The organism is Providencia sp. R33, assembly GCF_019343475.1.
In the GTDB taxonomy this organism is placed as follows: domain Bacteria; phylum Pseudomonadota; class Gammaproteobacteria; order Enterobacterales; family Enterobacteriaceae; genus Providencia.
Genome location: NZ_CP072453.1, coordinates 2,213,782 through 2,237,161, shown reverse-complemented (window position 1 = coordinate 2,237,161; position 23,380 = coordinate 2,213,782). Strand labels below are relative to the sequence as shown.

The 23,380-nt window shown below is 39.5% G+C and carries 19 protein-coding genes and 4 tRNA genes; 10 read left to right on the top strand and 13 right to left on the bottom strand.

Annotation, left to right across the window (positions count from 1 at the left end):
- Window positions 1-32: 32 nt before the first annotated feature.
- Window positions 33-1,040 (bottom strand): nickel/cobalt transporter, encoded by a 1,008-nt coding sequence (locus J6836_RS10655; RefSeq protein ID WP_219249141.1) that lies wholly within the window; start codon window positions 1,038-1,040, stop codon window positions 33-35.
- A complete protein-coding gene (locus J6836_RS10650) occupies window positions 1,031-1,666 on the bottom strand; it encodes a DUF1007 family protein (protein WP_255586388.1) in 636 nt (211 codons plus the stop codon). The genes J6836_RS10655 and J6836_RS10650 overlap by 10 nt, the downstream gene beginning before the upstream one ends.
- A 275-nt stretch (window positions 1,667-1,941) precedes the next feature.
- Here J6836_RS10650 and trhO point away from each other — a divergent pair, with 275 nt between their 5' ends.
- The gene (gene trhO, locus J6836_RS10645) at window positions 1,942-2,988 is read left to right on the top strand and encodes an oxygen-dependent tRNA uridine(34) hydroxylase TrhO (protein WP_219249139.1); all 1,047 of its coding nucleotides are present in this window, start codon (window positions 1,942-1,944) and stop codon (window positions 2,986-2,988) included.
- Window positions 2,989-3,034: 46 nt separating this feature from the next.
- On the opposite strand, the gene J6836_RS10640 is transcribed toward trhO, so the two are convergent.
- The 4 genes from J6836_RS10640 to J6836_RS10625 form a co-directional block, all read right to left on the bottom strand.
- A complete protein-coding gene (locus tag J6836_RS10640; RefSeq protein WP_219249137.1) occupies window positions 3,035-3,628 on the bottom strand; it encodes a LuxR C-terminal-related transcriptional regulator in 594 nt (197 codons plus the stop codon).
- Window positions 3,629-3,845: 217 nt separating this feature from the next.
- Window positions 3,846-4,100: a biofilm formation regulator BssS gene (bssS, locus tag J6836_RS10635; RefSeq protein ID WP_219249134.1), complete on the bottom strand. Its 255-nt coding sequence runs from the start codon at window positions 4,098-4,100 to the stop codon at window positions 3,846-3,848.
- Between the two features lie 235 nt (window positions 4,101-4,335).
- Window positions 4,336-5,385 (bottom strand): dihydroorotase, encoded by a 1,050-nt coding sequence (pyrC, locus tag J6836_RS10630; RefSeq protein WP_219249132.1) that lies wholly within the window; start codon window positions 5,383-5,385, stop codon window positions 4,336-4,338.
- A 180-nt stretch (window positions 5,386-5,565) separates the two neighbouring features.
- A tRNA-Asn gene (locus J6836_RS10625) sits at window positions 5,566-5,641 on the bottom strand.
- Between the two features lie 164 nt (window positions 5,642-5,805).
- Between J6836_RS10625 and J6836_RS22760 the strand changes: the two genes are divergently transcribed.
- Together J6836_RS22760 and J6836_RS22755 are read left to right on the top strand one after the other, a co-directional pair.
- The gene (locus J6836_RS22760; RefSeq protein WP_255586387.1) at window positions 5,806-6,021 is read left to right on the top strand and encodes a hypothetical protein; all 216 of its coding nucleotides are present in this window, start codon (window positions 5,806-5,808) and stop codon (window positions 6,019-6,021) included.
- A 35-nt stretch (window positions 6,022-6,056) separates the two neighbouring features.
- Complete coding sequence (locus J6836_RS22755; RefSeq protein WP_255586386.1) at window positions 6,057-6,227, top strand: hypothetical protein; 171 nt, start codon at window positions 6,057-6,059, stop codon at window positions 6,225-6,227.
- 99 nt (window positions 6,228-6,326) lie between these two features.
- On the opposite strand, the gene J6836_RS10615 is transcribed toward J6836_RS22755, so the two are convergent.
- From J6836_RS10615 to J6836_RS10605, 3 genes are all read right to left on the bottom strand, one after another.
- Window positions 6,327-6,402, bottom strand: a tRNA-Asn gene (locus J6836_RS10615).
- A gap of 245 nt (window positions 6,403-6,647) precedes the next feature.
- A tRNA-Asn gene (locus J6836_RS10610) sits at window positions 6,648-6,723 on the bottom strand.
- A 135-nt stretch (window positions 6,724-6,858) separates the two neighbouring features.
- Window positions 6,859-7,362, bottom strand: coding sequence for a YlaC family protein (locus tag J6836_RS10605; RefSeq protein WP_219249130.1), 504 nt, complete (start codon window positions 7,360-7,362; stop codon window positions 6,859-6,861).
- Between the two features lie 485 nt (window positions 7,363-7,847).
- On the opposite strand from J6836_RS10605, the gene cspE reads away from it, so the two are divergent.
- The 4 genes from cspE to mgtA all read left to right on the top strand — a co-directional run bounded on the left by cspE (window position 7,848) and on the right by mgtA (window position 12,329).
- On the top strand, window positions 7,848-8,060 hold the full coding sequence (gene cspE / locus J6836_RS10600) for a transcription antiterminator/RNA stability regulator CspE (protein WP_219249128.1): 213 nt from the start codon (window positions 7,848-7,850) through the stop codon (window positions 8,058-8,060).
- Between the two features lie 104 nt (window positions 8,061-8,164).
- Window positions 8,165-8,353, top strand: a complete 189-nt coding sequence (gene dsrB, locus J6836_RS10595) for a protein DsrB (protein ID WP_219249126.1) — start codon at window positions 8,165-8,167, stop codon at window positions 8,351-8,353.
- 425 nt (window positions 8,354-8,778) lie between these two features.
- The gene (locus J6836_RS10590) at window positions 8,779-9,477 is read left to right on the top strand and encodes an MgtC family protein (RefSeq protein WP_219249123.1); all 699 of its coding nucleotides are present in this window, start codon (window positions 8,779-8,781) and stop codon (window positions 9,475-9,477) included.
- Between the two features lie 149 nt (window positions 9,478-9,626).
- Window positions 9,627-12,329 carry a magnesium-translocating P-type ATPase gene (gene mgtA / locus J6836_RS10585; protein ID WP_219249121.1) on the top strand — a complete coding sequence of 901 codons (2,703 nt, stop codon included), beginning with the start codon at window positions 9,627-9,629 and terminating at the stop codon, window positions 12,327-12,329.
- 52 nt (window positions 12,330-12,381) lie between these two features.
- On the opposite strand, the gene J6836_RS10580 is transcribed toward mgtA, so the two are convergent.
- Together J6836_RS10580 and J6836_RS10575 are read right to left on the bottom strand one after the other, a co-directional pair.
- Window positions 12,382-13,083: a hypothetical protein gene (locus J6836_RS10580; protein ID WP_219249119.1), complete on the bottom strand. Its 702-nt coding sequence runs from the start codon at window positions 13,081-13,083 to the stop codon at window positions 12,382-12,384.
- Between the two features lie 183 nt (window positions 13,084-13,266).
- Window positions 13,267-13,575 (bottom strand): DUF5339 domain-containing protein, encoded by a 309-nt coding sequence (locus J6836_RS10575; protein WP_102139566.1) that lies wholly within the window; start codon window positions 13,573-13,575, stop codon window positions 13,267-13,269.
- Between the two features lie 1,027 nt (window positions 13,576-14,602).
- On the opposite strand from J6836_RS10575, the gene fliZ reads away from it, so the two are divergent.
- A complete protein-coding gene (fliZ, locus tag J6836_RS10570) occupies window positions 14,603-15,118 on the top strand; it encodes a flagella biosynthesis regulatory protein FliZ (RefSeq protein WP_219249117.1) in 516 nt (171 codons plus the stop codon).
- 209 nt (window positions 15,119-15,327) lie between these two features.
- Here fliZ and putA read toward each other — a convergent pair whose 3' ends face one another.
- Window positions 15,328-19,311 carry a trifunctional transcriptional regulator/proline dehydrogenase/L-glutamate gamma-semialdehyde dehydrogenase gene (gene putA, locus J6836_RS10565; protein WP_255586385.1) on the bottom strand — a complete coding sequence of 1,328 codons (3,984 nt, stop codon included), beginning with the start codon at window positions 19,309-19,311 and terminating at the stop codon, window positions 15,328-15,330.
- Between the two features lie 498 nt (window positions 19,312-19,809).
- Between putA and putP the strand changes: the two genes are divergently transcribed.
- Entirely contained in the window at window positions 19,810-21,294 is a 1,485-nt protein-coding gene (putP, locus tag J6836_RS10560; RefSeq protein WP_219249115.1) for a sodium/proline symporter PutP, read from the top strand.
- A 91-nt stretch (window positions 21,295-21,385) separates the two neighbouring features.
- Here the strand turns inward: putP and cycA are convergent, their stop codons facing one another.
- Window positions 21,386-22,786, bottom strand: coding sequence for a D-serine/D-alanine/glycine transporter (gene cycA, locus J6836_RS10555; protein ID WP_219249113.1), 1,401 nt, complete (start codon window positions 22,784-22,786; stop codon window positions 21,386-21,388).
- A 255-nt stretch (window positions 22,787-23,041) separates the two neighbouring features.
- Here cycA and J6836_RS10550 point away from each other — a divergent pair.
- Window positions 23,042-23,117 (top strand) — tRNA-Lys (locus J6836_RS10550).
- The last annotated feature ends 263 nt before the right edge of the window (window positions 23,118-23,380 follow it).

The window sequence follows — 23,380 nt, the reverse complement described above, 5'->3', positions numbered from 1 at the left end:
GCAAGTGCCAGGGAGGGGGAGCCCTCCCTTTTTTAATGCAATAATGGTGAAGTTGCTTGTTCCATCGCACCGCTTTGGTACAACAACACGCCCATCAGCACAAATAGCACCCCAGCAATAATCTTAAGCGAAATTCCCCAATATGGTGACAGTTGAACGCCTTTTAGACGTGAAACACGCAGTGCACTGTCACGCATAAGATGAACGAACACAGCAATTAAGCAGATAGTGAGTGCTGTGCCGACTGCCATCATCAACGCCGCAATAATTCCCCAAATATACGCATCAATCACATAGGAAAATAACAGTACCAAAATTGCGCCTGAGCATGGGCGGATCCCCATCGAAAGGATAATGAGTAATTTACTTTTGAACCCTGCTTGAAGTTGGTCAGATTTAACAACATGTTGATGGCCACAAGCACAGCTAGCGGACTCAGTTTGCGCCGTGTTATAAATAATTTTTGCTTTTGATTGATTGAGTGGCTGAATGCTCCGTAACGTTAAAGCGGCTGGCTTTTTGGGTTTGCTGATTTGCCAAAGACGACGTACCGCACTAACACAAAGAAATGCGCCCAGCAGGATCACAAAAACGTAGCTGATTTGCTCTGCATAAGCACTGGCTTGGTTTAGGTGTTTGGTGGAGAGCTGGAATAAAATTAGTACAAAAGAAACCAGCAAAATTGCCACTAAACCTTGTAATAAAGATGCCAGTAAGCTGATGAACACACTTTGTTTTAAGTGAGTGGCCTGTGTGGCGATATAAGTGGTGATAATTAATTTACCGTGACCTGGTCCAAGGGCGTGTAAAAAACCATAAGCGAAGCTGGCAACGACCAATAATCCCCCCGCATAAAATGGCCGAGTCGCTGTTTCTTGGAGTAGGTAAGATAGCCCCTGGTTTAACTGTTTTTGCCAAACAATACTCTGATGTAGCCATGAACCCCAATGGGTGTAAACCTGCAAGGCGCAATAAGCGATAAGCAACAATAAGATGACCGCAGCGAGGCATTTTGAATTACGTAGCGAAATTAAGGGCATTGAATATCCACCCGCTGTGCAAATTGCTTACCAAGTGCTAAGTCTTCATCTGGTGTATCACTTTTGTCCAATGAAAACGCATAAGCGCGCATGGAGTCTGTAATATTGGCTTCTTCTAACGTCAATTTACAGGTGGCGGCAAGCTCTAAAGGTAGCGTAATTTGCTGCGAGTTTTGGTAGGTCATACTGACATAAAAGGAAGGGTCGTAGGTTTGTAGAGTCACATGAGAGTCTTTAATAGGTAGTGGCTGCATAAATAACGCAGTGAAGTAAAACACTAACGAAAAACCGTCTTTTTCAAGATGGTAGCTATCAGGTATCCGCTTAAAACTGACTTTTTTCCCTTGATAATAGAAATCAGTGAAATAATCCTGCATTAATACATTTGCCATCACAATGGCTTCTTGTTGTTTCCAGCGTGGGTCATCTGCTTTTACCCCTTTAAGTTCATACAAAATATCCGCAGAGGTCATCGGGTCCATCTTCCAAACATAGTTTATCCCTGAATAGTTATCCTGTTTGGTTTCAAGCGTCATTTTCATCTCAATAAAACTGTGAGGATGAGCCGCTACCTGTGGCGCGACAAGAGATAACATAATCAAAAAGAGAGGGAGTAATCGCATCATTTATACTATTTCAAAGGTGTTAGGTTGGTAATGTTATAACATAATGAACTTAAGTCGTGAATAATCAAATGTGACTAAAATGCAGTCTGTAAAATAAGAATAGAGTGTCCTAAACGTTTTAATCATATTTCAATAACAAAACCACTCAAAATAAAGGGTTTTTTATTAACACAATAACAGCGATAATATAAGAGAATAACCTAATGACGATGCAGTTGGATATCATTGGGTTAACTGCTTAAATATTATCTAGTTACATAGGAATTGAGAACACCATGCCAGTGTTACATAACCAAGTTTCAAATAAAATACTCAAAGAACGCATGTTGGCTGAAACTGAGCCGCGTACCACTATTTCTTTCTATAAGTATTTTAATATTCAAGACCCAGCTGCTTTTCGTAATGAATGGTATCAACAATTCAAAGCGTTAAGCGTATTTGGCCGTGTTTATATTGCCAAAGAGGGCATTAATGCGCAGATCAGCGTGCCTGCATCCAATGTTGATGCATTACGCGAACTGATTTATCGCACAGATCCTGCATTAAATGATTTGCGCTTAAATATTGCTATTGATGATGATGGAAAATCGTTCTGGGTTCTGCGTATGAAAGTGCGCGATCGCGTGGTTGCTGATGGCATCGATGATGAGACATTTAACCCAGCGAATACAGGGCAATATCTTAAGGCGCATGAAGTCAATGCAATGATTGATGACCCAAATACAGTGTTTGTTGACATGCGCAACCACTATGAATACGAAGTTGGTCACTTTGAAAACGCGGTAGAAGTCCCATCGGACACCTTTAGAGAACAGCTCCCGATGGCAGTGGAAATGCTGCAAGAACAAAAAGATAAAAACGTCGTGATGTATTGCACAGGCGGCATTCGCTGTGAAAAAGCGAGTGCTTACATGCTGCACAACGGCTTTAAAAACGTCTACCACGTGGAAGGCGGCATTATCGAGTACGCGCGCAAAGCGAAAGAGCAGGGTTTGCCTTTGCGTTTTAAAGGGAAAAACTTTGTTTTTGATAACCGTATGGGTGAGCGTATCACTGACGATATGTTAGCTCACTGCCACCAATGTGGTGCGCCTTGTGACTCACACACGAACTGCCGCAATGATGGTTGCCATTTATTATTCATTCAATGCCCAACCTGTGCTGAAAAGTACGAAGGTTGCTGTAGTGCTGCTTGTAATGAAGAAATGAAACTGCCAGAGCATGAACAACGCGCACGTCGTGCAGGCCGTGAAGTGAGCAACAAAATATTTAATAAATCCCGCCATCGTTTATCTGATGGCTTATTAAATAGCGATAATTAATTCAACCTAATGTTTAAATAGTAAAAGCCCTTGCCAGGGCTTTTGCTTAATATAAATACTTAAATACATTATAAATAAAAAATAGCTCGATTCTGTTTTTAACGAAAACTTTACTTGCGATATGGCGCTTTTGTGAATAAACCGTACTATTACTGATCCCCAGTTTCTTAGAAATAATATGATTTGGTATTTCATTCATCCAGTTATTAATTATCTTTTGTTCTTTTACGGTAAATATAGATGTTTCTGTATTATTGGCTAACTTTGTTATTTTTTCTATTTGCGCATAGTCATTAATTACTCTATCCAATGTTTTTATGATAATATTTTTAGATAAAATAAAGAAATTATCTTTTAATAACAATGGATTGTCTGTTTGTGGGTAAGGGGCGTTGATATAGATATAAAATCGAATATTACTTGATAAATTTAACAGCCCTCGTAAGGTTGGGCAATAATTTGAGTAGTGGCAATAATAGGTTAAATTAACAAGAACAATATTTGGTGAATTTTTATTTATAGATTTAATAGCATCATCTAAGCAGCCTGTACTAATAAAGTTTAAATTTTTATTCTTTGATAAATATTCAGTAATACCAAGCCTTGTATAATAACACTCATCAATAACTAATATCTTCATTGGGAACGTCCTTGTTCGAAAAAGTATTACAATAAAGGGGAATAGCTAGAAAAGTCAACTGAGGAGTAATAAAAATAAAGAATGAAATCGTTAATTAAAATTAAACTTGACCAAAACTATAAAAATAAAAAAGTAGTTATATATAATATAACTACTTCGTTGGTGAACAATAAATTTAAGGAATGGATATTGAAAACTCAAATATCCATTTAAACGTTTAGTGTGTTTTAAAATTAAATTCGATGTATTCCCCTGACTCTATCTTATCCACGCCAGCTTGAAGAATATCAATCAATTGTTTTGCGACATCAGTAGTAAGCCACATGGTTTTGTCCACGACAGCATCGCCTGAGTTTTTATCTTGTTCGGGGAGGTAGTGCAGACGCAACATCATAGCATCATAGGCTTCTACGGTGCTGATGTCCCAGCCAACTACTGGGTGAGTTTGAATGACATCATCTTTTCTATTCATAAAACCTCCTAATCAAACAGCGTGATAAATAATAAATATCTATAACTGACTAAGAGCAAAGTTCTTGGAATGAATCCACTTTCAGTATAAGGAGATTTCCTTAATAAGGAAGTAAATAAAATATTTTTTTACCTAAATGACAATAAATGCATAAATGAAGTGAGTAAATTTGGAAAAATAGCAAAGGGAAGCAAAAAAAGCTTCCCTTATAAAGATTAAAATAGGTTTTTAGCGCCTATTTTGCGATAGCAATTGACCAGCGAGAATCTTCACCGGCTAAGAACGGGATTAACTTATCATTACAACAATCGATGGACTCGCAAGTGATATTTTGTTCTTTAGTTAAGGTGATATAGCCTTCATTGACAGGTAAATTATAGAATTTAGGACCATTCAATGAGCAAAATGCTTCAAAGTGCGCTAAAGCATCTAATTCCTCAAATACGGTTGCATAAGCGGCCAGTGCTGTTGGAGCATTAAATACCCCAGCACATCCGCAAGAGGATTCTTTGCGTGACTGCACATGCGGAGCAGTATCAGTTCCTAAAAAGAAACGGTCACAACCCGATGCAACAGCAGAACGAAGAGCTTCTTGGTGAATGTTACGCTTTAAGATTGGCAAACAGAATAGGTGCGGTCTTACGCCACCCACCAACATATGATTACGGTTAAACATCAGGTGCTGAGGTGTTAGTGTCGCTGCGGTAAATTCATTGGCCTCCAGAACATATTGTGCGGCTTCTTTTGTTGTGATGTGTTCGAATACCACTTTTAAGTTCGGGAACTGAGCGCGTAACGGTTGCATTATTTGTTCAATAAATAGTGCTTCACGGTCAAAAATATCAATATGGTTAGCAGTGACTTCACCATGAATTAACAGCGGCATACCTGCTTTTTCCATTGCGGCCAGCACAGGGTATATTTTCTTGATATCAGAAACCCCATGACTTGAATTAGTTGTTGCATTGGCTGGGTATAATTTACACGCGGTAAAGACGCCTTCTTGAAAGCCACGGATAAGCTCAACAGGGTCTGTTCCATCCGTCAGGTAGCAGGTCATAAGTGGGGTAAATTGCTGACCTTGTGGAACTGCTTGGATAATGCGCTCACGGTACGCTTTAGCGGTCTCAACGGTTGTGACGGGCGGAACTAAATTTGGCATCACAATCGCGCGGCCAAAAAACTCACTGGTGTAGGGAACGACCGTTCTTAACATATCATCATCGCGAAAATGAACATGCCAATCATCAGGGCGGCGGATCGTTAGGGTAGTTACAGTAGTCATTAAACCGGCTCCATAAGGGAAGGTGAGTGATGAGCGAGCGCTCAGGCCGGGAAAGAATGATAAAGCGAAAGGGAAAAAATAGCTATGGGAATCGATGATTAAATGCTTTTTGAGAAAAAAGATAAATAATAGAAAGCAAAAAGCCTGCTTAAATTTCTTTAAGCAGGCTTCTCTAAATATTGGCTCCTCCAGCTGGACTTGAACCAGCGACATACGGATTAACAGTCCGCCGTTCTACCGACTGAACTATGGAGGAACTCCTTGGTACGCAGAGGATATTAGCTTCCTCTAAAGGGATTGTCAAAGGAGAATATCGAAAAAATGTTTGTTTGCCTGTTATCTGTGCGAACTGAGGGAAGTTTGCTCAAAATTGGGTAGTAACAATCATTTGAAGGAGAATCGAAGAGGAAAAAGTTAACAGTGTTGGTGATTTTTGGCCTTCAAAATATTGAACCTGATGAATCGTTTCATCCTGAACCTCTTGAAAGAACGTTTGTTATTCGAACGAATGATGTCTTTATTGGGGAATTAGGCGGTGGATTATTAGAAACTTTGTGTAAGATGGCGCTAAGCAGCAGCTTAATGTTTATTGTAGAAAGTGATACCAGAAAGGATAACGCATTATCCGCACATTAGTGTATCACGAAGGGGACGTACTTTAGGGCCGATTGATGATGCTAACGATGAAGTCTGATTATATCCTACCGTTGCCTCGCCATGTATTGCAGGGCGTGAAAAGCATTAATTTACCACTGGTTGGAATTGAATTACCGATTGAATTGGAGTCACTATTTATAGTGCAAGCATGGCATCCACGCTTAGATAGAGACCCTGCACACTAATGGCTACGCCAAACGATGAAGCAATTTTTTCTCGAGAAAGAATAACGAGTAACAAACGTTAGATAGCAAAAAGCCCGCATTAAGCGGGCTTTTTAAATTTGGCTCCTCCAGCTGGACTTGAACCAGCGACATACGGATTAACAGTCCGCCGTTCTACCGACTGAACTATGGAGGAATTGCATTGTTCCTGAGAACGAGGCGCATATTACCCATCCTGTTTCCTGTTGTAAAGCATAAAAATAAAAAAAGTGGTCAAGTGGGTGTTAAATAAACAAATCGATGGCTATCTGTTCCTAAACCTCTGATTTCAAGCGAATGGGGAAGATAAATAATCTTGAGATGACCTAGGGGTAAGTAGTAATGATGGAGGCAGTAAATGCTAAATAGCAAAAAGCCCGCATTAAGCGGGCTTTTTAAATTTGGCTCCTCCAGCTGGACTTGAACCAGCGACATACGGATTAACAGTCCGCCGTTCTACCGACTGAACTATGGAGGAATTGCTTGTTCCTGAGAACGAGGCGAATATTAACGATATCACCTCGAGCTGTCAACGATAAAAATAGAAAAAAATGCTAACTGTTCACTCACTGTTCATTATGGCTGAATTTCACGCTAGCCAATTGATATTGCATTAATTTTGAGCTGCCAATTTACCTTGCAATGGTGTAGAAACTTCGGGGTAAGCGACATGATAAATATCGTAAAACGAAATCATACCTTTTAATGCAATTAGGCGAGTGATTTCTTGTTTAATTGCTTGGTTGACTTCATTTGAATCAAGGACTTTACGAATTGCATTTTCAGAAACAGGTTCAGTAACGAACCACTCACCATTATAACAAACACGCAAATCCAACACGCCAATATCTTCAAAATGATAGACAGGCTTAATATCAAAAAGTAATACGCTCGCTAAAATAATGAATAACAGGGTAATACCCAGTGTCCAATAAGGGCCAAAATAGGGCGCATACCAAAGAATAACAGCCAGCGGAATATAAGCTGCAATCATACCAACACATAAATAAGGGTGGTTTGCGAGGAACTGGCTGTTGAAATACGGTTTTCCATCACGGTTTTCGCGTTTGTTGATGGTATCTAAATCTTCGACAAGTATTTGTTTGATAATATCCATGTGATAACTCTCTGTCAGATATTGAATCTATACTAGCAGAGTACCACGAGGTATCGAGATTGTTATATATCAGTTAAAAAAAATATTAATACAGATTGTCATCAGATCAGATAATTCTGACTGACAATAACGGGTTTTGTTGTTCCCTGAGATTAAATTTTCCTTTAAATTATCAACTAAATGCAGTGCTTTTGTTAACATTATGGCTGATAAAAGTGACGGAGTCGAAAAAACCACATTTTTTTATGAATTGGATGTATAAAATAGTTGCTATTATCTTTAAGTCATGAGTTAATGTGCTTCGGCCTGTTTAGCAGTCCTATTTGATGTATGATTACTGAGTTAGTGTGTTCTAAAGAAGAAAGTTATCACAGATAGCCTTTGACCGTGACGCTTCATCTTGGTGTTTCCCTGATTAAATAGTTGACTCTGGCCCGTATATGCCAAAAAGGCAAGTTTTTTTGATGTTATATAGGAAAAGTCAAATGTCCGACAAAATGAAAGGTCAAGTTAAGTGGTTCAACGAGTCTAAAGGCTTCGGTTTCATCACTCCAGCTGATGGTAGCAAAGACGTTTTCGTCCACTTCTCTGCCATTCAGGGCAATGGTTTCAAAACTCTGGCAGAAGGCCAGCAAGTTGAATTCTCCATTGAAAACGGTGCAAAAGGCCCAGCAGCTGCTAACGTAACTGCTATCTAAGCTAATTGCTTAACTGATTTTCTAAAGCCCGTCATTTTTAATGACGGGCTTTTTCGTATGCGCTACATTTACGATTAATATTATTTTTTTGGAAAATAGATGTTATGAATATTAATGATCGTGTTTATGTGAAAACAGATGGGCAAGAGCGAAGAGAAGGAACAATTTTACTTATTGAACCGTTTAATGAAGGTGTGATGTATTTAATCGCATTACCTGATTACCCTGAGGGTATTTGGTTTTTTAATGAAAAAGAAGGGAACGAAGGTACGTTTGTTACATTAATTAAATAATAATTTTTTAATTAATTTCAAGTTTATTAAAAATTTGTTCTTTACTTCGTAAATTAGCCCACCTATACTCCATCCATCAATTATTTAGGAGATTATTACTTGGACAGTCAGAGTTGGAATAAAAACTTAATTTAACGGCAAGCCAGTAATCGTCTTTTCTTTTCACTGCTTGCCACTAAGGCGGGCGGTGTCTGATGTACCCCATCACACATACACCCTTATTTTATAAACAAAGTATTATTCTATATTTAATTAATAGCTTATTACTGTTGTATCGAGTGTGTATCATGTTTGTATATTTTTACTCTCTATTTCCTCCAGGCAATAGCCAATAACTCTTGGATCTTTATTGATTCAAAATAGGGCTATGTGCTTTTTATTAAGCATATAAAACGCTATCCAAATTATTTTTTGGAGGAATCATTATGCTTTTTACTCCTGATATTTTAAATCTTGTTTCGGCAATGTGCCTTGGTGCCTTGATTGGTGCTGAACGTCAATGGCGTCAGCGTATGGCTGGGCTGAGAACAAATGCATTAGTTGCAACGGGCGCCGCTGTTTTTATTTTAAGCTCAGTCACAACATCACCTGACAGCCCCGGACGCATTGCGGCACAAGTGGTTTCAGGTATTGGTTTTCTGGGGGCTGGTGTCATTATGCGTGAAGGCATGAACATTCGTGGCCTGAATACAGCAGCAACATTATGGTGTTCCGCTGGGATTGGTGTGTTGTGTGGGTTAGGGCAGTACTCACTCGCGCTGATGGCTACCTTATTGATTTTATGTGCAAATATTTTATTACGAGAAGCTGCGTCTCGCATCAATAAGCAGCCTCAAGTTCAAGCTCTGGATGTTGAACAACGTTATAAAATCCGCGTTATGTGCCACCAAGAAGACGAAATTTTAGTTAGAACCCTTATTTTACAAGCCATCAATGGGCTACATATTCGGCTGCAATCGTTAAGTAGTGCTGACACATTAAAAACTGAACAACTTGAGGTTTGCGCGGAATTTTTGGCAACACCCGCTGAGCAAAAAGAGATTGAAGCACTAGTTTGCAGAATCAGTCTTGAGCAAAGCGTAAGTGCTATCAATTGGAAAGTAGCATCAGAGCTTCCAGCCTGAATGCAGAAAATTAACTCACTATAGGAGCCGAAATGGACGATCACCCTCCGTCATGGAGTCGAAATTTGGAGCTATCCAATTGATATAATAGCCTTATTTTCAGTTGGATAGCGTAAGAAATATACAAGTGTTGTATTAGAGACAACGTTATGACTGAAATAAGACACCAACGCAAAAGCGTTAAAGCTCCCGCTCGGCAAAAATTTGTTGTTGGCGAGCAAGCGAGTAAAAATATTGAGCAAGTGCTAAATGAGTATCAAACCAATTTATTAGGCCTAGCAGACAATGAAGCGATGGACCGCTTAGTGACTGAAGGTGAAAATGAAGTTGCTCATGAAAAAGCGCCTCCTGCTTGGAAGCAACTACTCTCATCATTTAAAAACCCATTTATTTTTGTTCTGATGGTGTTGGCGTTAGTCAGCTTTTTCACGGACTATCTGATCCCAGAACGCCAAGGGGAAGAGACTGATTTAACAGGTGTTATTATTATTGTTACTATGGTTCTGCTAAGTGGTTTACTGCGTTTTTGGCAGGAGTATCGTACTAATAAAGCTGCTGAAGCCCTCAAATCTTTGGTTAGAACTACTGCAACGGTATTTCGCCGGGACAATAAAACAGGGCGTTCAACTCGTAAAGAAGTTCCAATCAAATGCCTAGTTCCTGGGGATATCGTTCTTTTATCCGCGGGGGATATGGTACCAGCAGATTTGAAACTAGTTGAATCGAGAGACTTATTTATTAGCCAAGCGATTTTAACTGGTGAATCTATCCCTGTGGAAAAATATGACACTCTCGGGGATGTTTCCGCGAAAAGCTTGGATCCCGCATCACCTACCGAAAATGAATTACTCGAAATATCAAATATTTGCTTAATGGGAACCAACGTTACTAGCGGAACGGCTCGGGGTATCGTGGTGGCAACGGGTGGGAAAACCTATTTAGGCTCGCTAGCAAAATCAATCGTTGGCAGTCGGGCACAAACCGCGTTTGACAGAGGTGTGAATAGTGTTAGCTGGTTATTGATCCGTTTTATGTTGGTTATGGTTCCAATTGTCTTATTAATCAATGGATTTACAAAAGGTGATTGGTTTGAAGCAACGCTATTTTCTTTAGCTGTTGCTGTAGGGTTAACCCCTGAAATGCTCCCAATGATAGTCAGTTCAAACTTGGCGAAAGGGGCAATTGCGATGTCGAAACACAAAGTGATTGTCAAAAGGCTGAATGCTATCCAAAACTTTGGCGCAATGGATGTGCTTTGTACGGATAAAACGGGAACATTGACGCAAGATAGGATCATTTTAGAGCATTATCTTGATAGTAATGGTGAGAAAAATGGCAAAATTCTGCAACTTGCTTGGCTAAATAGTTTCCACCAAAGTGGTGCGAAAAATATGATGGATCAGGCCATTATTCGCCGAGGACGGGGGAATAGTGAGGTTGAGCAACTAAAAGCGTTTCAAAAAATTGATGAGTTACCGTTCGATTTTATTCGCCGTAAATTGTCTGTGACAGTAAGGACGCCTGAGGGAAATGCGTTACTTATCTGTAAAGGTGCTGCAGAGGAAATGCTTGCTGTTTGCCAAAGCTATCAGCAAAACGGTGAGTCGCTGGTTCTAGACGAGCATGCGAGAGCCCGAATAACAGAGTTAGTGAGTGATTACAACCGACAAGGATTTCGGGTATTACTGCTAGCAACGCGAGCATTAAATGAACATGAAGCTCGCTTGCCACTCTCAGCTCAAGCGGAACAACAACTTGAGCTACAAGGGATTTTAACTTTCTTAGATCCAGCCAAAGAAAGTGCGATTTCTGCAATCGCGGCACTGCGTGAAAATGGTGTTACCGTCAAAGTATTGACTGGCGATAATGCGATTATTACAGAGAAAATTTGCCATGATGTTGGGCTGAACATCAGTGAGATCATGACTGGCTTAGAAGTTGAAGCGTTGTCTGATGAAGAATTGAGCCAAAAAGTCGAGCAAGTTTCTGTTTTTTGTAAACTGACGCCATTGCAAAAATCCCGTATTTTGAAAAGGTTACAGGCAAATGGGCATACTGTTGGCTTTTTAGGTGATGGAATTAATGATGCGCCAGCCCTTCGTGATGCAGATGTGGGAATTTCAGTAGATACTGGAACCGATATTGCGAAGGAATCAGCGGATATCATCTTACTTGAAAAAGATTTAATGGTATTAGAGCAGGGTGTTATTAAAGGAAGGGAAACGTTTGGTAATATTATCAAATACCTGAATATGACAGCGAGCTCTAACTTCGGGAATGTATTCTCCGTATTAATTGCTAGTGCATTTATTCCGTTCCTACCAATGTTAGCAATTCATTTGCTTGTACAAAATCTGCTGTACGATATTTCCCAATTGGCATTACCTTGGGACAAAATGGATAAAGAGTTTTTAAAACGTCCTCGTAAGTGGGATGCGAAAAATATTGGTCGCTTTATGCTTTGGATTGGGCCGACATCTTCCATCTTTGATATCACCACATTTGCTTTGATGTGGTATGTATTCCAAGCAAATAGTGTGGCACATGAAGCATTGTTCCAGTCAGGCTGGTTTGTTGAAGGGTTATTATCACAAACCTTGGTTGTTCATATGCTAAGAACACAAAAAATTCCATTTATTCAAAGCACAGCAGCATTACCTGTAATGTTAACTACGGGATTAATTATGGCATTAGGCTTATATATTCCGTTCTCATCATTTGGAACTATGATTGGATTACAACCATTACCGATTGAGTATTTTCCTTGGTTAGCACTGACATTAGTGAGCTACTGCGTTGTGGCACAATTGATGAAACAGTTTTATATCAAGCGATTTGGTACGTGGCTATAACGAATTGATAAATTAATCAAAAGGAGAACTAAGGAAGGTTCTCCTTTTTGCATTATACCGCTGTTCCTTCTGTTCTTAAGATGTAGGAATCAATTCTTTGGCAATGTTTCTTTTCTAATATACTACGTGTATTTTTTGCTGCGCTTTCTCTAATTTTGCCAAAATCAATATTAGGGTAAAAGTTCTTGCAGACAGCATCATTAAGCACCTCGATAACATATTTTGTTGTCGCTTTGCTATCTGCATTTATTTTATTTAAGTCCATGTTTTTTGTATTCAACTTTAAATACTGAATTGCTTCTTTGACTTTTTGATCATTTTGAAGAAGTTGCTTAAGAAAGGGTTGTGCTGCATCTATTTGGATATCTGACTCTTGAAGCCCACAATCGCTTTGTATATTGTTAAAAAGCGTTAGTTTATCTTTTGAGTCTATAACCGCTTGGTTTTTTTTTGAGGTGGCCAGATATATAGCCTGAATTTCATCAATTACACTATTGATTCTACTGGATATTTGAAGCGTTTTTTCTCCCACTTCAAAAGTTTCATAGTTGGTTCTCGCTGAAATACTCTCTTTAAGGTTATTGAGTAGGTTATGCTTGTCTAACTCAATATGCTTATGATTAAAATTGAGTTTAATACATGGGATATTGGTATTTTTAATGTTTCTGATCAAGTGGTGAAATTTACTGCATTTCTTTATTAAATCACTGAGTGAAAAGGTTTTTTTTACAACTATGTTGACATATAAGCTCATTATATAATCCTCAGATTTTTGTGTTTTATAATTCTATAAGCTAGAGGAGATATGAGCTTGCAAAAACCTATGGGTATGGCGAATGAGTCTTTAATTGTATGTTTATATGTCTTTTTGTATAAAAAAGAGCCACAAATGGGCTCTTTTTTGGAAAATTGCAGTAATCTGAAATAATTTAAAGAATTACAGACCTAAAGCAGTTTTCATTTGTTTCATTGCATCAATACCTTGTTGGCAAGCTTTATCTTGCTGATCTTTAGGTAATGCGGCAACTTGTTTTTTACCTTCTTCCAGTTGACCTTTCATAGCATCTAACTGAGCTTTTGCTTGTGGGTTTTCTGAAGCTTTAGCAATTAAGCTATCAACTTCAGCAAAGTAAGCGTTACAAGTTTCAGTTGCACCAGCAACTTCACCTTTTTTCTCTTCTTCTGAACAAGCAGTGATTGTCAGTGCCAGTAAACCCATACCACAAGCCAAAATTAACTTTTTCATAATCAACCTTATTAAAATTATTTATTTATATAGCAAATGAAGTATATAAGAGAAGTTTTTAATATCACATGTAACTAATCCTAAAATAATATCTTAATTATTAATTATAAAAACAACTACATTAGTGAATAATATCGCAATATGAATTGTGTGTAGTTTAATTTTTTATTAAATATGGGTAATTCATTAAAAATCACAGCATTAATCACTATTATGATCGAAGTATTCAATATGGGTGTAATGTTGCCTTACCTAAGGTAATGCTGAAGAGGCAAATGTTAGTGTTAATTTGAAATAGATGAATACTGTAAAGTTATTTCGCTATTAAAAATAACTAAGATAAAGAATGTGACATGGAGCGAAATAAAATTAATTAAAACACATATAACACTTTTAGTTGGATTTATAACTTTTTTGTATATAGAGATTAATGTTTAAAAAAGCACACAAAATGTAATAAAAAGTTTACATAAATAAAAAAACACTAAACTATGAGATATTGGAAGCATTAATATCTGCACATTTAAGATGCAATAATAGATGAAAAAGGTGAGCTCCTTCACAATTTTGCTAATTAAATCTTTGAATAGCTATAAGATTGATTTTTAAATCAAATTTTCTTTGTACGAAGATGGAATAATCAGGTAAAGTCTTTGCCCTTAAGCCAATCTAGTGGATAGTTCCCTTGATGTTTTTCGTTAACGGTATGTGTATAGAGTTAACGAAATTTAAGTTAATTAGGTTGACGCTAAATCAAATTCGTACCAAAATTGTCTCGCCTTAGAAATTCGCCAAAGAGCGATAGACGGGGTAGAATATTTTTCGTAAAGGGCAATAACTTTTCTTACACTACATTCTCAGGAGGATTATTCTCCTAAAGGGAAAGTAAGGAAATGATATACGGGTTTACCCGTATTTAAATGCAACGTAGCAAACATTCTATTAATGCTATGGGCATAACAAGTATGTAACTCGGTTTCCCTTGTTACAATTTTATTTTTAGACTTACACACAGGGCTTTACCATTATGTCTGCTTCTATTGTAAAGAAACGGCCTCTGAGTCGTTACATCAAAGATTTTAAACACAGCCAAACTCATTGTGCACATTGCCACAAAACTCTTGATCGTATCTCTTTGGTTTTCAACGATGACATCTTAAATAAAGAAGCTATCGCTGATATGACTGAATTGGTTGATGAAGGTACTTGGGGGGAGCTGCAAGGTAAATTTACTGCACTTTGTCGTTTTTGTAGTGAGATTTACTGCAATAGTAATACTGATTATTTTGATATTATGTCATTTAAACAGTATTTATTCTTACAGACTGAGATGAGCCACAGTACCGTTCGTGAGTATGTAGTTCGCTTACGCCGTTTAGATGAGTTGTTATCTTCCTCTAATTTTTCAATGAAAGAATTTACTGCAAGTAAAGTTCAAGAACAATTAAGCGAAAAAATGACAGACTCAGCATTTAGTAATTACAATATTGCATTACGTAAATATGAACAATATTTATTCTGGGAATCAGAAAAAATGCAATAATAAGAATAGAGTAAGTAGCTAACCTTCTAGTTACCTAATATCTATTGATTAATAAATTGGTGTCCTCTGGGCACCTTTTGCGTTTTTAGCGGTTCAAAATAAAAATTAAAACGTAATAAAAAAGCGAAGATTAACGATTGAAAAATCATTGAAGAGAAATACAAAAAGGCCTGACTTCAATGATTAATGAAATCAGGCCTTACAACATGTTAACCGATGGTCATCAAGCTTGCGTTACCACCCGCAGCTGCGGTATTGACACTCAATGAACGTTCGTGAACAAGGCGTTCTATCAACAAGTTGGTCTCACCACGCTCAAAGCCTTGGACAGAGATAATTGGCCCTTTACGCTCCGCGATAATTGCACAAACTGCTTTTAATTGATCGCTATCCCCATGATAAATCACCCCTTCAATGGGCTCTTTAGATTCTTGCCATTGTTTGGTGATAGAGATGGTTTTGCGAACTTTCTCTGGAAGCTGTTTAAATAATTTCTGATGAGTATCGCTATCAGGCCAAAGTGATTGGCAACCCGCAGCTAGAACCCCTGCAAGCTGGATCAAGCAGTCTTTTTCATTGTCACTAATACATAAAATTAACCCACGAGGGCGTAATGTATAGGTGTTTTTCTCACCAGTAGGGCCTGGTAAAAGTCGAGTCGTACCTGCTTGGGTATAACGCGTAAATTGCTCGATCACTGATTGTGTAATGGGTGCTTGCTGTTTTTCAGCCCATGCAATAAAGGCATCAAAAGGTGCAAGTAACTCGACTCGTGCACTGGCATCCATCGGTAAGTGTTCATCTTGGCGTGCAAGTGTATTTGTCACCGCATTTTCTGGTCGTTCACTTAATAAACGGTAGAGGTATAACGGCCCACCCGCTTTTGGTCCTGTACCCGATAATCCTTCACCACCAAATGGTTGCACGCCAACCACCGCGCCAACCATGTTGCGGTTAACATATAAGTTACCGACTTTTGCTTTGCTGACGACTTGATTGATAGTTTCATCAATACGGGTATGAACCCCTAACGTTAGGCCATAACCCGCTGCATTGATTTGGTCAACCAATGTATCTAGCTCATCACGTTTGAAACGTACAACATGAAGAACAGGGCCAAAAATCTCTTTTTTCAGCTCGCTGATGTTGTCCAACTCAATTAAGGTTGGCTTAACATAAGTTCCTTCTTGTTGCTCTTTCGCATCATCGTTATTGTCAAATGCAGCTTGGAAAATGGTTTTGCCTTTACTGCGCATCTGTTGAATGTGTTGATCAATATTATCTTTTGCTTCTCGGTCAATCACTGGACCAATATCTGTGGATAGGTGCTCTGGGTTGCCCATACGGCATTCTTCCATCGCGCCTTTCAACATGCGAATCGTTCTATCAGCAACATCGTGTTGAACACAAAGAATGCGTAATGCAGAGCAGCGTTGGCCCGCACTATCAAATGCAGAAGCAACCACATCGGTAACAACTTGCTCAGTTAATGCGGAAGAATCGACGATCATGGCGTTTAATCCGCCAGTTTCTGCGATTAACGGGGTAGGGCGGCCTTGAGCATCTAAACGGCCAGCAATATTACGTTGTAATAAACCTGCGACTTCCGTTGAACCAGTAAACATGACACCACGAACGCGTTTATCGCCCACTAATTGGGCACCGATAGTTTCCCCTTTACCCGGTAAAAATTGCAAGACATCACGCGGTATCCCTGCTTGGTGAAGAATAGAAACTGCGATAGCACCGACGAGCGGCGTTTGTTCAGCCGGTTTTGCTAACACTGTATTTCCTGCCGCTAAGGCAGCTGCAATTTGCCCAGAGAAAATGGCAAGAGGGAAGTTCCATGGGCTGATGCACACCACTGGGCCTAATGGGCGATGGGTATTATTATCAAAGTCATGTTTGACTTGCGTAGCATAATAATTCAAGAAATCTACCGCTTCACGCACTTCAGCAATCGCATTGGCGTAGGTTTTACCTGCTTCACGCACTAATACATCAAGCAATGGTTGCAGCTGTTGCTCCATAAGATCAGCTGCGCGTAATAAAATCGCAGCACGCTCTGATGGCGGCGTTGCAAACCAAATTGTGCCTGCATCATTGGCGATATTTAGTGCATGGTCGGCTTCTTGTTCTGTTGTTTCACGTACATGACCCACAATATCTTTATGGCATGCAGGGTTTAGTATGGCTTGAGCTTCTGGCAGCTGATCTTTCGTGGAGAACTCCCCTCCTAATAAAGGCTCAGCCAATTTCGGTTGGATAGCCGCACTGAGTAGCGCACTCGATAAAGAGGCTAAACGGTGCTCATTCGACAAGTCGAGGCCCATAGAGTTAACACGCTCATTACCATACAAATCACGGGGTAGAGGGATCTTCGGATGCGGTAAACCAATTTGGCCTTCTGCTTTAGACAGCTCAAGAACATCTTTTACCGGATCAGCAACTAATTCATCTAACGGAATAGTGGCATCTGCGATACGGTTAACAAAGGAAGTATTCGCCCCATTTTCTAATAAACGACGAACTAAATAGGCTAATAACGTTTCATGGGTACCAACAGGGGCATAGATACGGCATGGGCGATTAAGTTTACCATCCGCGACTTTCCCGACCACTTGTTCATATAAAGGTTCGCCCATCCCATGCAAGCATTGGAACTCATACTGGCCAGGGTAGTAATTTTTACCTGCAATTTGGTAGATAGCAGAGAGTGTATGTGCGTTATGCGTTGCAAATTGAGGGTAAATTAAGTTTGGTACAGACAGTAATTTGCGAGCGCAAGCAATGTATGAAACGTCGGTATATACCTTACGGGTATAGACTGGGTACCCCTCTAAGCCATCAATTTGTGCACGTTTAATTTCGCTGTCCCAATACGCACCTTTAACCAGGCGGATCATTAAACGACGCTGGCTACGTTCTGCTAAATTGATAATTGAGTCAATCACAAATGGGCAGCGTTTTTGGTAGGCTTGGATAACAAAACCAATCCCATTCCAGCCTGCAAGTTGTGGTTCGAAACACAGTTTTTCGAGTAAATCTAAAGAGATTTCTAATCGGTCAGCTTCTTCTGCGTCAATATTTATACCAACATCGTATTGGTGAGCTTGCAAAACGAGAGAGAGTAAACGTGGATATAGCTCATCCATGACTCGGGAATATTGTGCGCGGCTGTAGCGAGGGTGTAGTGCGGATAATTTAATCGAAATGCCGGGGCCTTCATAAATTCCGCGGCCATTTGAGGCTTTACCAATAGCATGAATAGCTTGCTGGTAAGACACCATATAATCTTGGGCATCTTTTTCTGTTAATGCGGCTTCCCCCAACATGTCATAAGAGTAGCGGAACCCTTTATCTTCTAGCTTACGTGCATTTGCTAAGGCTTGGGAAATGGTTTCGCCTGTCACAAATTGCTCACCCATTAGGCGCATTGCCATGTCCACGCCTTTACGCACCAGAGGTTCGCCGCTTTTACTGATAATACGGTTTAGGGAGGTCGATAATTTGGCTTCATTATGTGTTGAAACTAATTTACCTGTAAATAATAAGCCCCACGTTGCGGCATTGACGAACATCGAGCTACTTTGCCCAAGGTGGGATTGCCAATTTCCGTTACTGATTTTGTCACGAATTAAGGCATCACGAGTGGCCTTATCAGGGATACGCAATAAGGCTTCTGCTAAACACATCAGTGCCACACCTTCTTGGGACGAAAGTGAAAACTCTTGCAACAGTCCTTGTACTAGACCAGAACGCCCCACGCCATTTTTTTGGTTACGTAATTTTTCTGCAATGGAGTAGGCCAGTTTATGTGCCGCTTCTGCTTGATCTGCGGGGAGTTGCGCCTGTTGCAGTAACATCGGTACTGCTTGGGTTTCTGGTATGCGATATGCAGAAGTAATCGAAGAGCGTTTTACAGATTGTGGTAAAATGTGCTCTGCAAAATCTAAGAAAGGCTGGTGGTTAGACTCGACCGTGGTGTCCTCTTCCCCAGCTTGGTTTTCTTTTGCATCGGTACCGACGGATAACTCAGGAATGATTTGGTTATTGTCGAGTTGTTCTAGGTAATTATAAATAGCTTGTTTGATAAGCCAATGCGATGTGCGGTCTAGACGTTGAGCGGCATTTTTAATGCGTTCACGAGTTGCTTCATCAAGTCTCACACCCATAGTTGTCGTGCTACTCATCTTAATTCCTCTAGTTGACAGGTCGTCATAATCGAAAAGTTACACAACATTATCTTAATGTTGCAACTTTGTGCAACATTGTTAATCAAGGTTTCTGAGGGAAATGTGAAACATGTCGAACTTTTTGAGGGGGATTCTAATTCATAAAATCAATGGTTATTAATTTTATATATTTTTCATATGGTTATAACCATTCTGTTATTAAGGGAATAATTAAACGATCATTTGGTAATTTGACTTAAAATTTTAACATTTGTGATATGGATTCTATTTATTGAATAAAAAATAGTTAATTTCTTGTTAATTTAATATGAGTCTGACTAGGATGGGGTCACTAAGATGTTAAATTAGTGCAACGCGAACAATCACAATCTATTTGGTGTGCACGAAGATAAATTAACGATGTGCAATAAAGTGCAACACCACGAAGTTACAAGTTATCAACAGTAATTCATATAAAGATAACTAAATTAATAAGCTACTCAATGGAGAATATAAATGACTGTAAGCACTCCGATGATCGTCACGTTCATCGTATACATTACTGGCATGTTATTAATTGGCTATTTGGCCTATCGCTCAACAAAAAACTTTGATGATTATATTCTCGGAGGACGAAGTTTAGGCAGCGTGGTGACCGCATTATCTGCGGGTGCATCAGATATGAGTGGCTGGTTATTAATGGGGCTGCCAGGAGCCATTTTTATTGCTGGGATCTCTGAAAGCTGGATTGCAATAGGGTTAACCTTAGGAGCCTATTTTAACTGGTTATTTGTAGCTGGCCGCCTACGTTTGCAAACAGAAAAAAATAATAATGCTTTGACGTTACCCGACTATTTTACCAGTCGCTTTGAAGACAATAGTAAAATTTTACGGATTATTTCTGCCATTGTTATCTTGGTTTTCTTCACCATTTATTGTGCATCGGGTGTTGTTGCGGGTGGTTTATTATTCGAAAGTACTTTCCATATTAGTTATGAAAAAGCCATGTGGTTAGGGGCGTTAGCAACGATTGCCTATACCTTCTTAGGGGGCTTTTTAGCGGTAAGTTGGACAGATACTGTTCAGGCTTCGTTAATGATTTTTGCACTGATACTGACACCCATTGTCGTTATTTTATCAATGGGCGGCGTAGATACCTCAATCGAAGTGATTAAAGCGAAAAACCCTGAATACCTTGATATGTTCAAGGGCATGAACTTTATTGCGATACTCTCTTTATTGGGCTGGGGGCTAGGTTATTTTGGGCAACCGCATATTTTAGCGCGTTTTATGGCGGCAGATTCACACAAAACAATCCATTCAGCAAGACGTATTAGTATGACGTGGATGGTTCTGTGTTTAGGCGGTACGATTGCAGTAGGCTTCTTTGGGATCGGCTATTTCGAAATGAACCCGAGTGTGGCGGGCGCTGTGACACAAAATAATGAGCGTATTTTCATGGAATTAGCGGCGATATTATTTAACCCATGGATAGCCGGTATATTGCTTTCTGCAATTTTAGCTGCGGTAATGAGTACCTTAAGTTGCCAATTGTTAGTGTGTGCGAGCGCATTGACCGAAGACCTCTACAAGCCATTTATTCGTAAAACAGCGAGCCAAAAAGAGTTAGTTTGGGTTGGGCGCTTTATGGTACTGCTCGTGGCTGCCATTGCTATTTATATCGCTCGTGACCCAAATAACAAAGTGTTAGGGTTAGTCAGTAATGCATGGGCAGGCTTTGGTGCTGCATTTGGCCCAGTCGTGTTGATATCTGTTCTTTGGAAACGCATGACACGTACAGGGGCACTGGCGGGAATGTTAGTGGGCGCTATTACGGTATTAGTTTGGATGCAATACAAATGGTTTGCATTGTATGAAATTATTCCAGGCTTTATCTTTGCGACTATCGCGATTGTTGTGGTGAGTTTAATCACTAAAGCACCAAGTGCAGAAGCGCAAGAGCGTTTTGAACAAGCGGAAGCAGAATATAAAGCGAACTAATGCTCGTCATCGAGTGACAAGGTAATCCATAAAAAAGCCGAACTGCTAAAAACAGATTCGGCTTTTTTTATGGGTAAAGCGCTTAACAGGATTAATTTGTTTTACGGCGCTTCACAATTTGGTAGCCAATAAATAGGACGACAAACCAAATTGGCGTTGCGATGAGCGCTTGCCGTGTATCGTGTTGGAATGCAAGTAAGACAACCATAAATGCGAAGAATGCCAAACTTACCCAAGACATAATAATCCCTGCGGGCATCTTATAATGGGAGGCTTTGTGCATTTCTGGACGTTTACGGCGGAAGTTAAGGTAACTGTATAAAATCATGCTCCAAATAAACATGAACAAAATAGCGGATACCGTGGTCACTAAGGTGAACGCATGCATGATATCGGGAATAAAATAGATAAGCACAATACCAAAGCTAAGGCAGATACAGGTGAAAATTAACCCCGTTGCAGGCACCGCTTTTTTCGATAACTGGCTAAATTTTTTCGGTGCATCACCTTCTTTAGACAAGCCAAATAACATCCGGCTGGTGGAAAATACACCGCTATTTGCAGAAGAAGCCGCTGAGGTCAGGACCACAAAGTTAACGATACTGGCTGCGGCAGGTAGGCTGATCAGCACAAACATTTCAACGAATGGGCTTTTATCGGCCAAAATGGTACGCCAAGGTGTTACGGCCATAATCACAATGAGTGATAAAACATAAAAAGCAATGATACGAATAGGTATTGCATTGATGGCTTTTGGTAGTGATTTCTCAGGATCTCGCGTTTCAGCGGCAGCAGTACCGACTAATTCAATCCCAACAAAGGCAAATATCGCGATTTGGAAGCCAGCAAAGAAACCACTTATTCCCATAGGGAACATTCCACCATCATTCCAAATGTTGCTTAAAGATGCAGTATGGCCTGTTGGTGATTGGAAATTCATCGCGATAAGTGTGCCGCCAACAGCGATTAAGGCAATAATGGCAACAATTTTTATCATCGCGAACCAAAATTCAAGCTCACCAAATAGTTTAACGGACACTAAGTTGAGCGTGAGTAAGGTAATTACACAAATAAATGAAGTGACCCATTCAGGGAAGTCTGGTACCCAAAAGCTTACATACGAAGTTATTGCAATAATGTCAGCTATGCCAGTGATCACCCAACAAAACCAGTAGGTCCAGCCAACGAAAAAACCTGCCCATGGCCCGATAAGGTCGGCAGAAAAATCGCTAAAGGACTTATAGTCAAGGTTAGAGAGTAAGAGCTCACCCATTGCGCGCATGACGAAAAATAGCACAAAGCCAATTATCATGTAGACGAATATGATTGATGGCCCAGCAAGGGAGATGGTTTTCCCTGACCCCATGAATAAACCAGTTCCAATTGCGCCGCCAATTGCAATTAATTGAATGTGGCGGTTACTAAGGCTTCTTTTTAGCTGATTACGATCAGCGGTGTGCTGAGTCGAGTTTGAAGTTGCATTTTCTTCCATACTGTAAAGTGTCCATCGTAGTTTGTTATAATTGACCACAGTATTTTTTTATTTGTGTGGTTATGTTTGCGTGAAATATTGTGACATAAATCTCAATTAGAGTAAGTAAAACTTACTTTGATGAAATCGAAGTGCTGCTTATTCAATCTATCATTATCGTTAATTTAACATTCGCTACTAAAAATTAACTTACACAATAAAAATAGCAGAATAATATTGACTGTAGCAATTGATAGGCGTTAAATATTTTGCATTGGGTTGTTAGCTCAGTTGGCAGAGTAGGCGACTCTTAATCGCTTGGTCGTGGGTTCGAACCCCACACAACCCACCAAGTTTTTCAATGAACAACGCAACTATTAAAAGCCACGTCATCATTGCAAGCCACACAAGGAATGCGATTGCTAAAATTATTGGAATGCTAATAACTAGCAATAAAATTTCAGAAAGATCCATACCCGTATACAGGAGCTACTCCGTAGTGACTTTAGGGTTTTATCCAGTCTAAACTTAAATAAACATGACATAAATTAAAAGTTTGTAAGCCTAATTGCGATGACGAACTGAAGTGGCCCCCAATAGTTGGACAACCAATTA

What these genes read in the sequence shown, in the direction of transcription:
- fliZ (WP_219249117.1), top strand. Translation starts at nt 14,603, where the DNA reads ATGTCTGCTTCTATTGTAAAGAAACGGCCTCTGAGTCGTTACATCAAA.
- J6836_RS10590 (WP_219249123.1), top strand. Translation starts at nt 8,779, where the DNA reads ATGCTTTTTACTCCTGATATTTTAAATCTTGTTTCGGCAATGTGCCTT.
- cspE (WP_219249128.1), top strand. Translation starts at nt 7,848, where the DNA reads ATGTCCGACAAAATGAAAGGTCAAGTTAAGTGGTTCAACGAGTCTAAA.
- putP (WP_219249115.1), top strand. Translation starts at nt 19,810, where the DNA reads ATGACTGTAAGCACTCCGATGATCGTCACGTTCATCGTATACATTACT.
- cycA (WP_219249113.1), bottom strand. Translation starts at nt 22,786, where the DNA reads ATGGAAGAAAATGCAACTTCAAACTCGACTCAGCACACCGCTGATCGT.
- bssS (WP_219249134.1), bottom strand. Translation starts at nt 4,100, where the DNA reads ATGAATAGAAAAGATGATGTCATTCAAACTCACCCAGTAGTTGGCTGG.
- J6836_RS10650 (WP_255586388.1), bottom strand. Translation starts at nt 1,666, where the DNA reads ATGATGCGATTACTCCCTCTCTTTTTGATTATGTTATCTCTTGTCGCG.
- trhO (WP_219249139.1), top strand. Translation starts at nt 1,942, where the DNA reads ATGCCAGTGTTACATAACCAAGTTTCAAATAAAATACTCAAAGAACGC.
- dsrB (WP_219249126.1), top strand. Translation starts at nt 8,165, where the DNA reads ATGAATATTAATGATCGTGTTTATGTGAAAACAGATGGGCAAGAGCGA.
- putA (WP_255586385.1), bottom strand. Translation starts at nt 19,311, where the DNA reads ATGAGTAGCACGACAACTATGGGTGTGAGACTTGATGAAGCAACTCGT.
- J6836_RS10575 (WP_102139566.1), bottom strand. Translation starts at nt 13,575, where the DNA reads ATGAAAAAGTTAATTTTGGCTTGTGGTATGGGTTTACTGGCACTGACA.
- pyrC (WP_219249132.1), bottom strand. Translation starts at nt 5,385, where the DNA reads ATGACTACTGTAACTACCCTAACGATCCGCCGCCCTGATGATTGGCAT.
- J6836_RS10605 (WP_219249130.1), bottom strand. Translation starts at nt 7,362, where the DNA reads ATGGATATTATCAAACAAATACTTGTCGAAGATTTAGATACCATCAAC.
- J6836_RS10655 (WP_219249141.1), bottom strand. Translation starts at nt 1,040, where the DNA reads ATGCCCTTAATTTCGCTACGTAATTCAAAATGCCTCGCTGCGGTCATC.
- mgtA (WP_219249121.1), top strand. Translation starts at nt 9,627, where the DNA reads ATGACTGAAATAAGACACCAACGCAAAAGCGTTAAAGCTCCCGCTCGG.
- J6836_RS10580 (WP_219249119.1), bottom strand. Translation starts at nt 13,083, where the DNA reads ATGAGCTTATATGTCAACATAGTTGTAAAAAAAACCTTTTCACTCAGT.
- J6836_RS22755 (WP_255586386.1), top strand. Translation starts at nt 6,057, where the DNA reads ATGATGCTAACGATGAAGTCTGATTATATCCTACCGTTGCCTCGCCAT.
- J6836_RS10640 (WP_219249137.1), bottom strand. Translation starts at nt 3,628, where the DNA reads ATGAAGATATTAGTTATTGATGAGTGTTATTATACAAGGCTTGGTATT.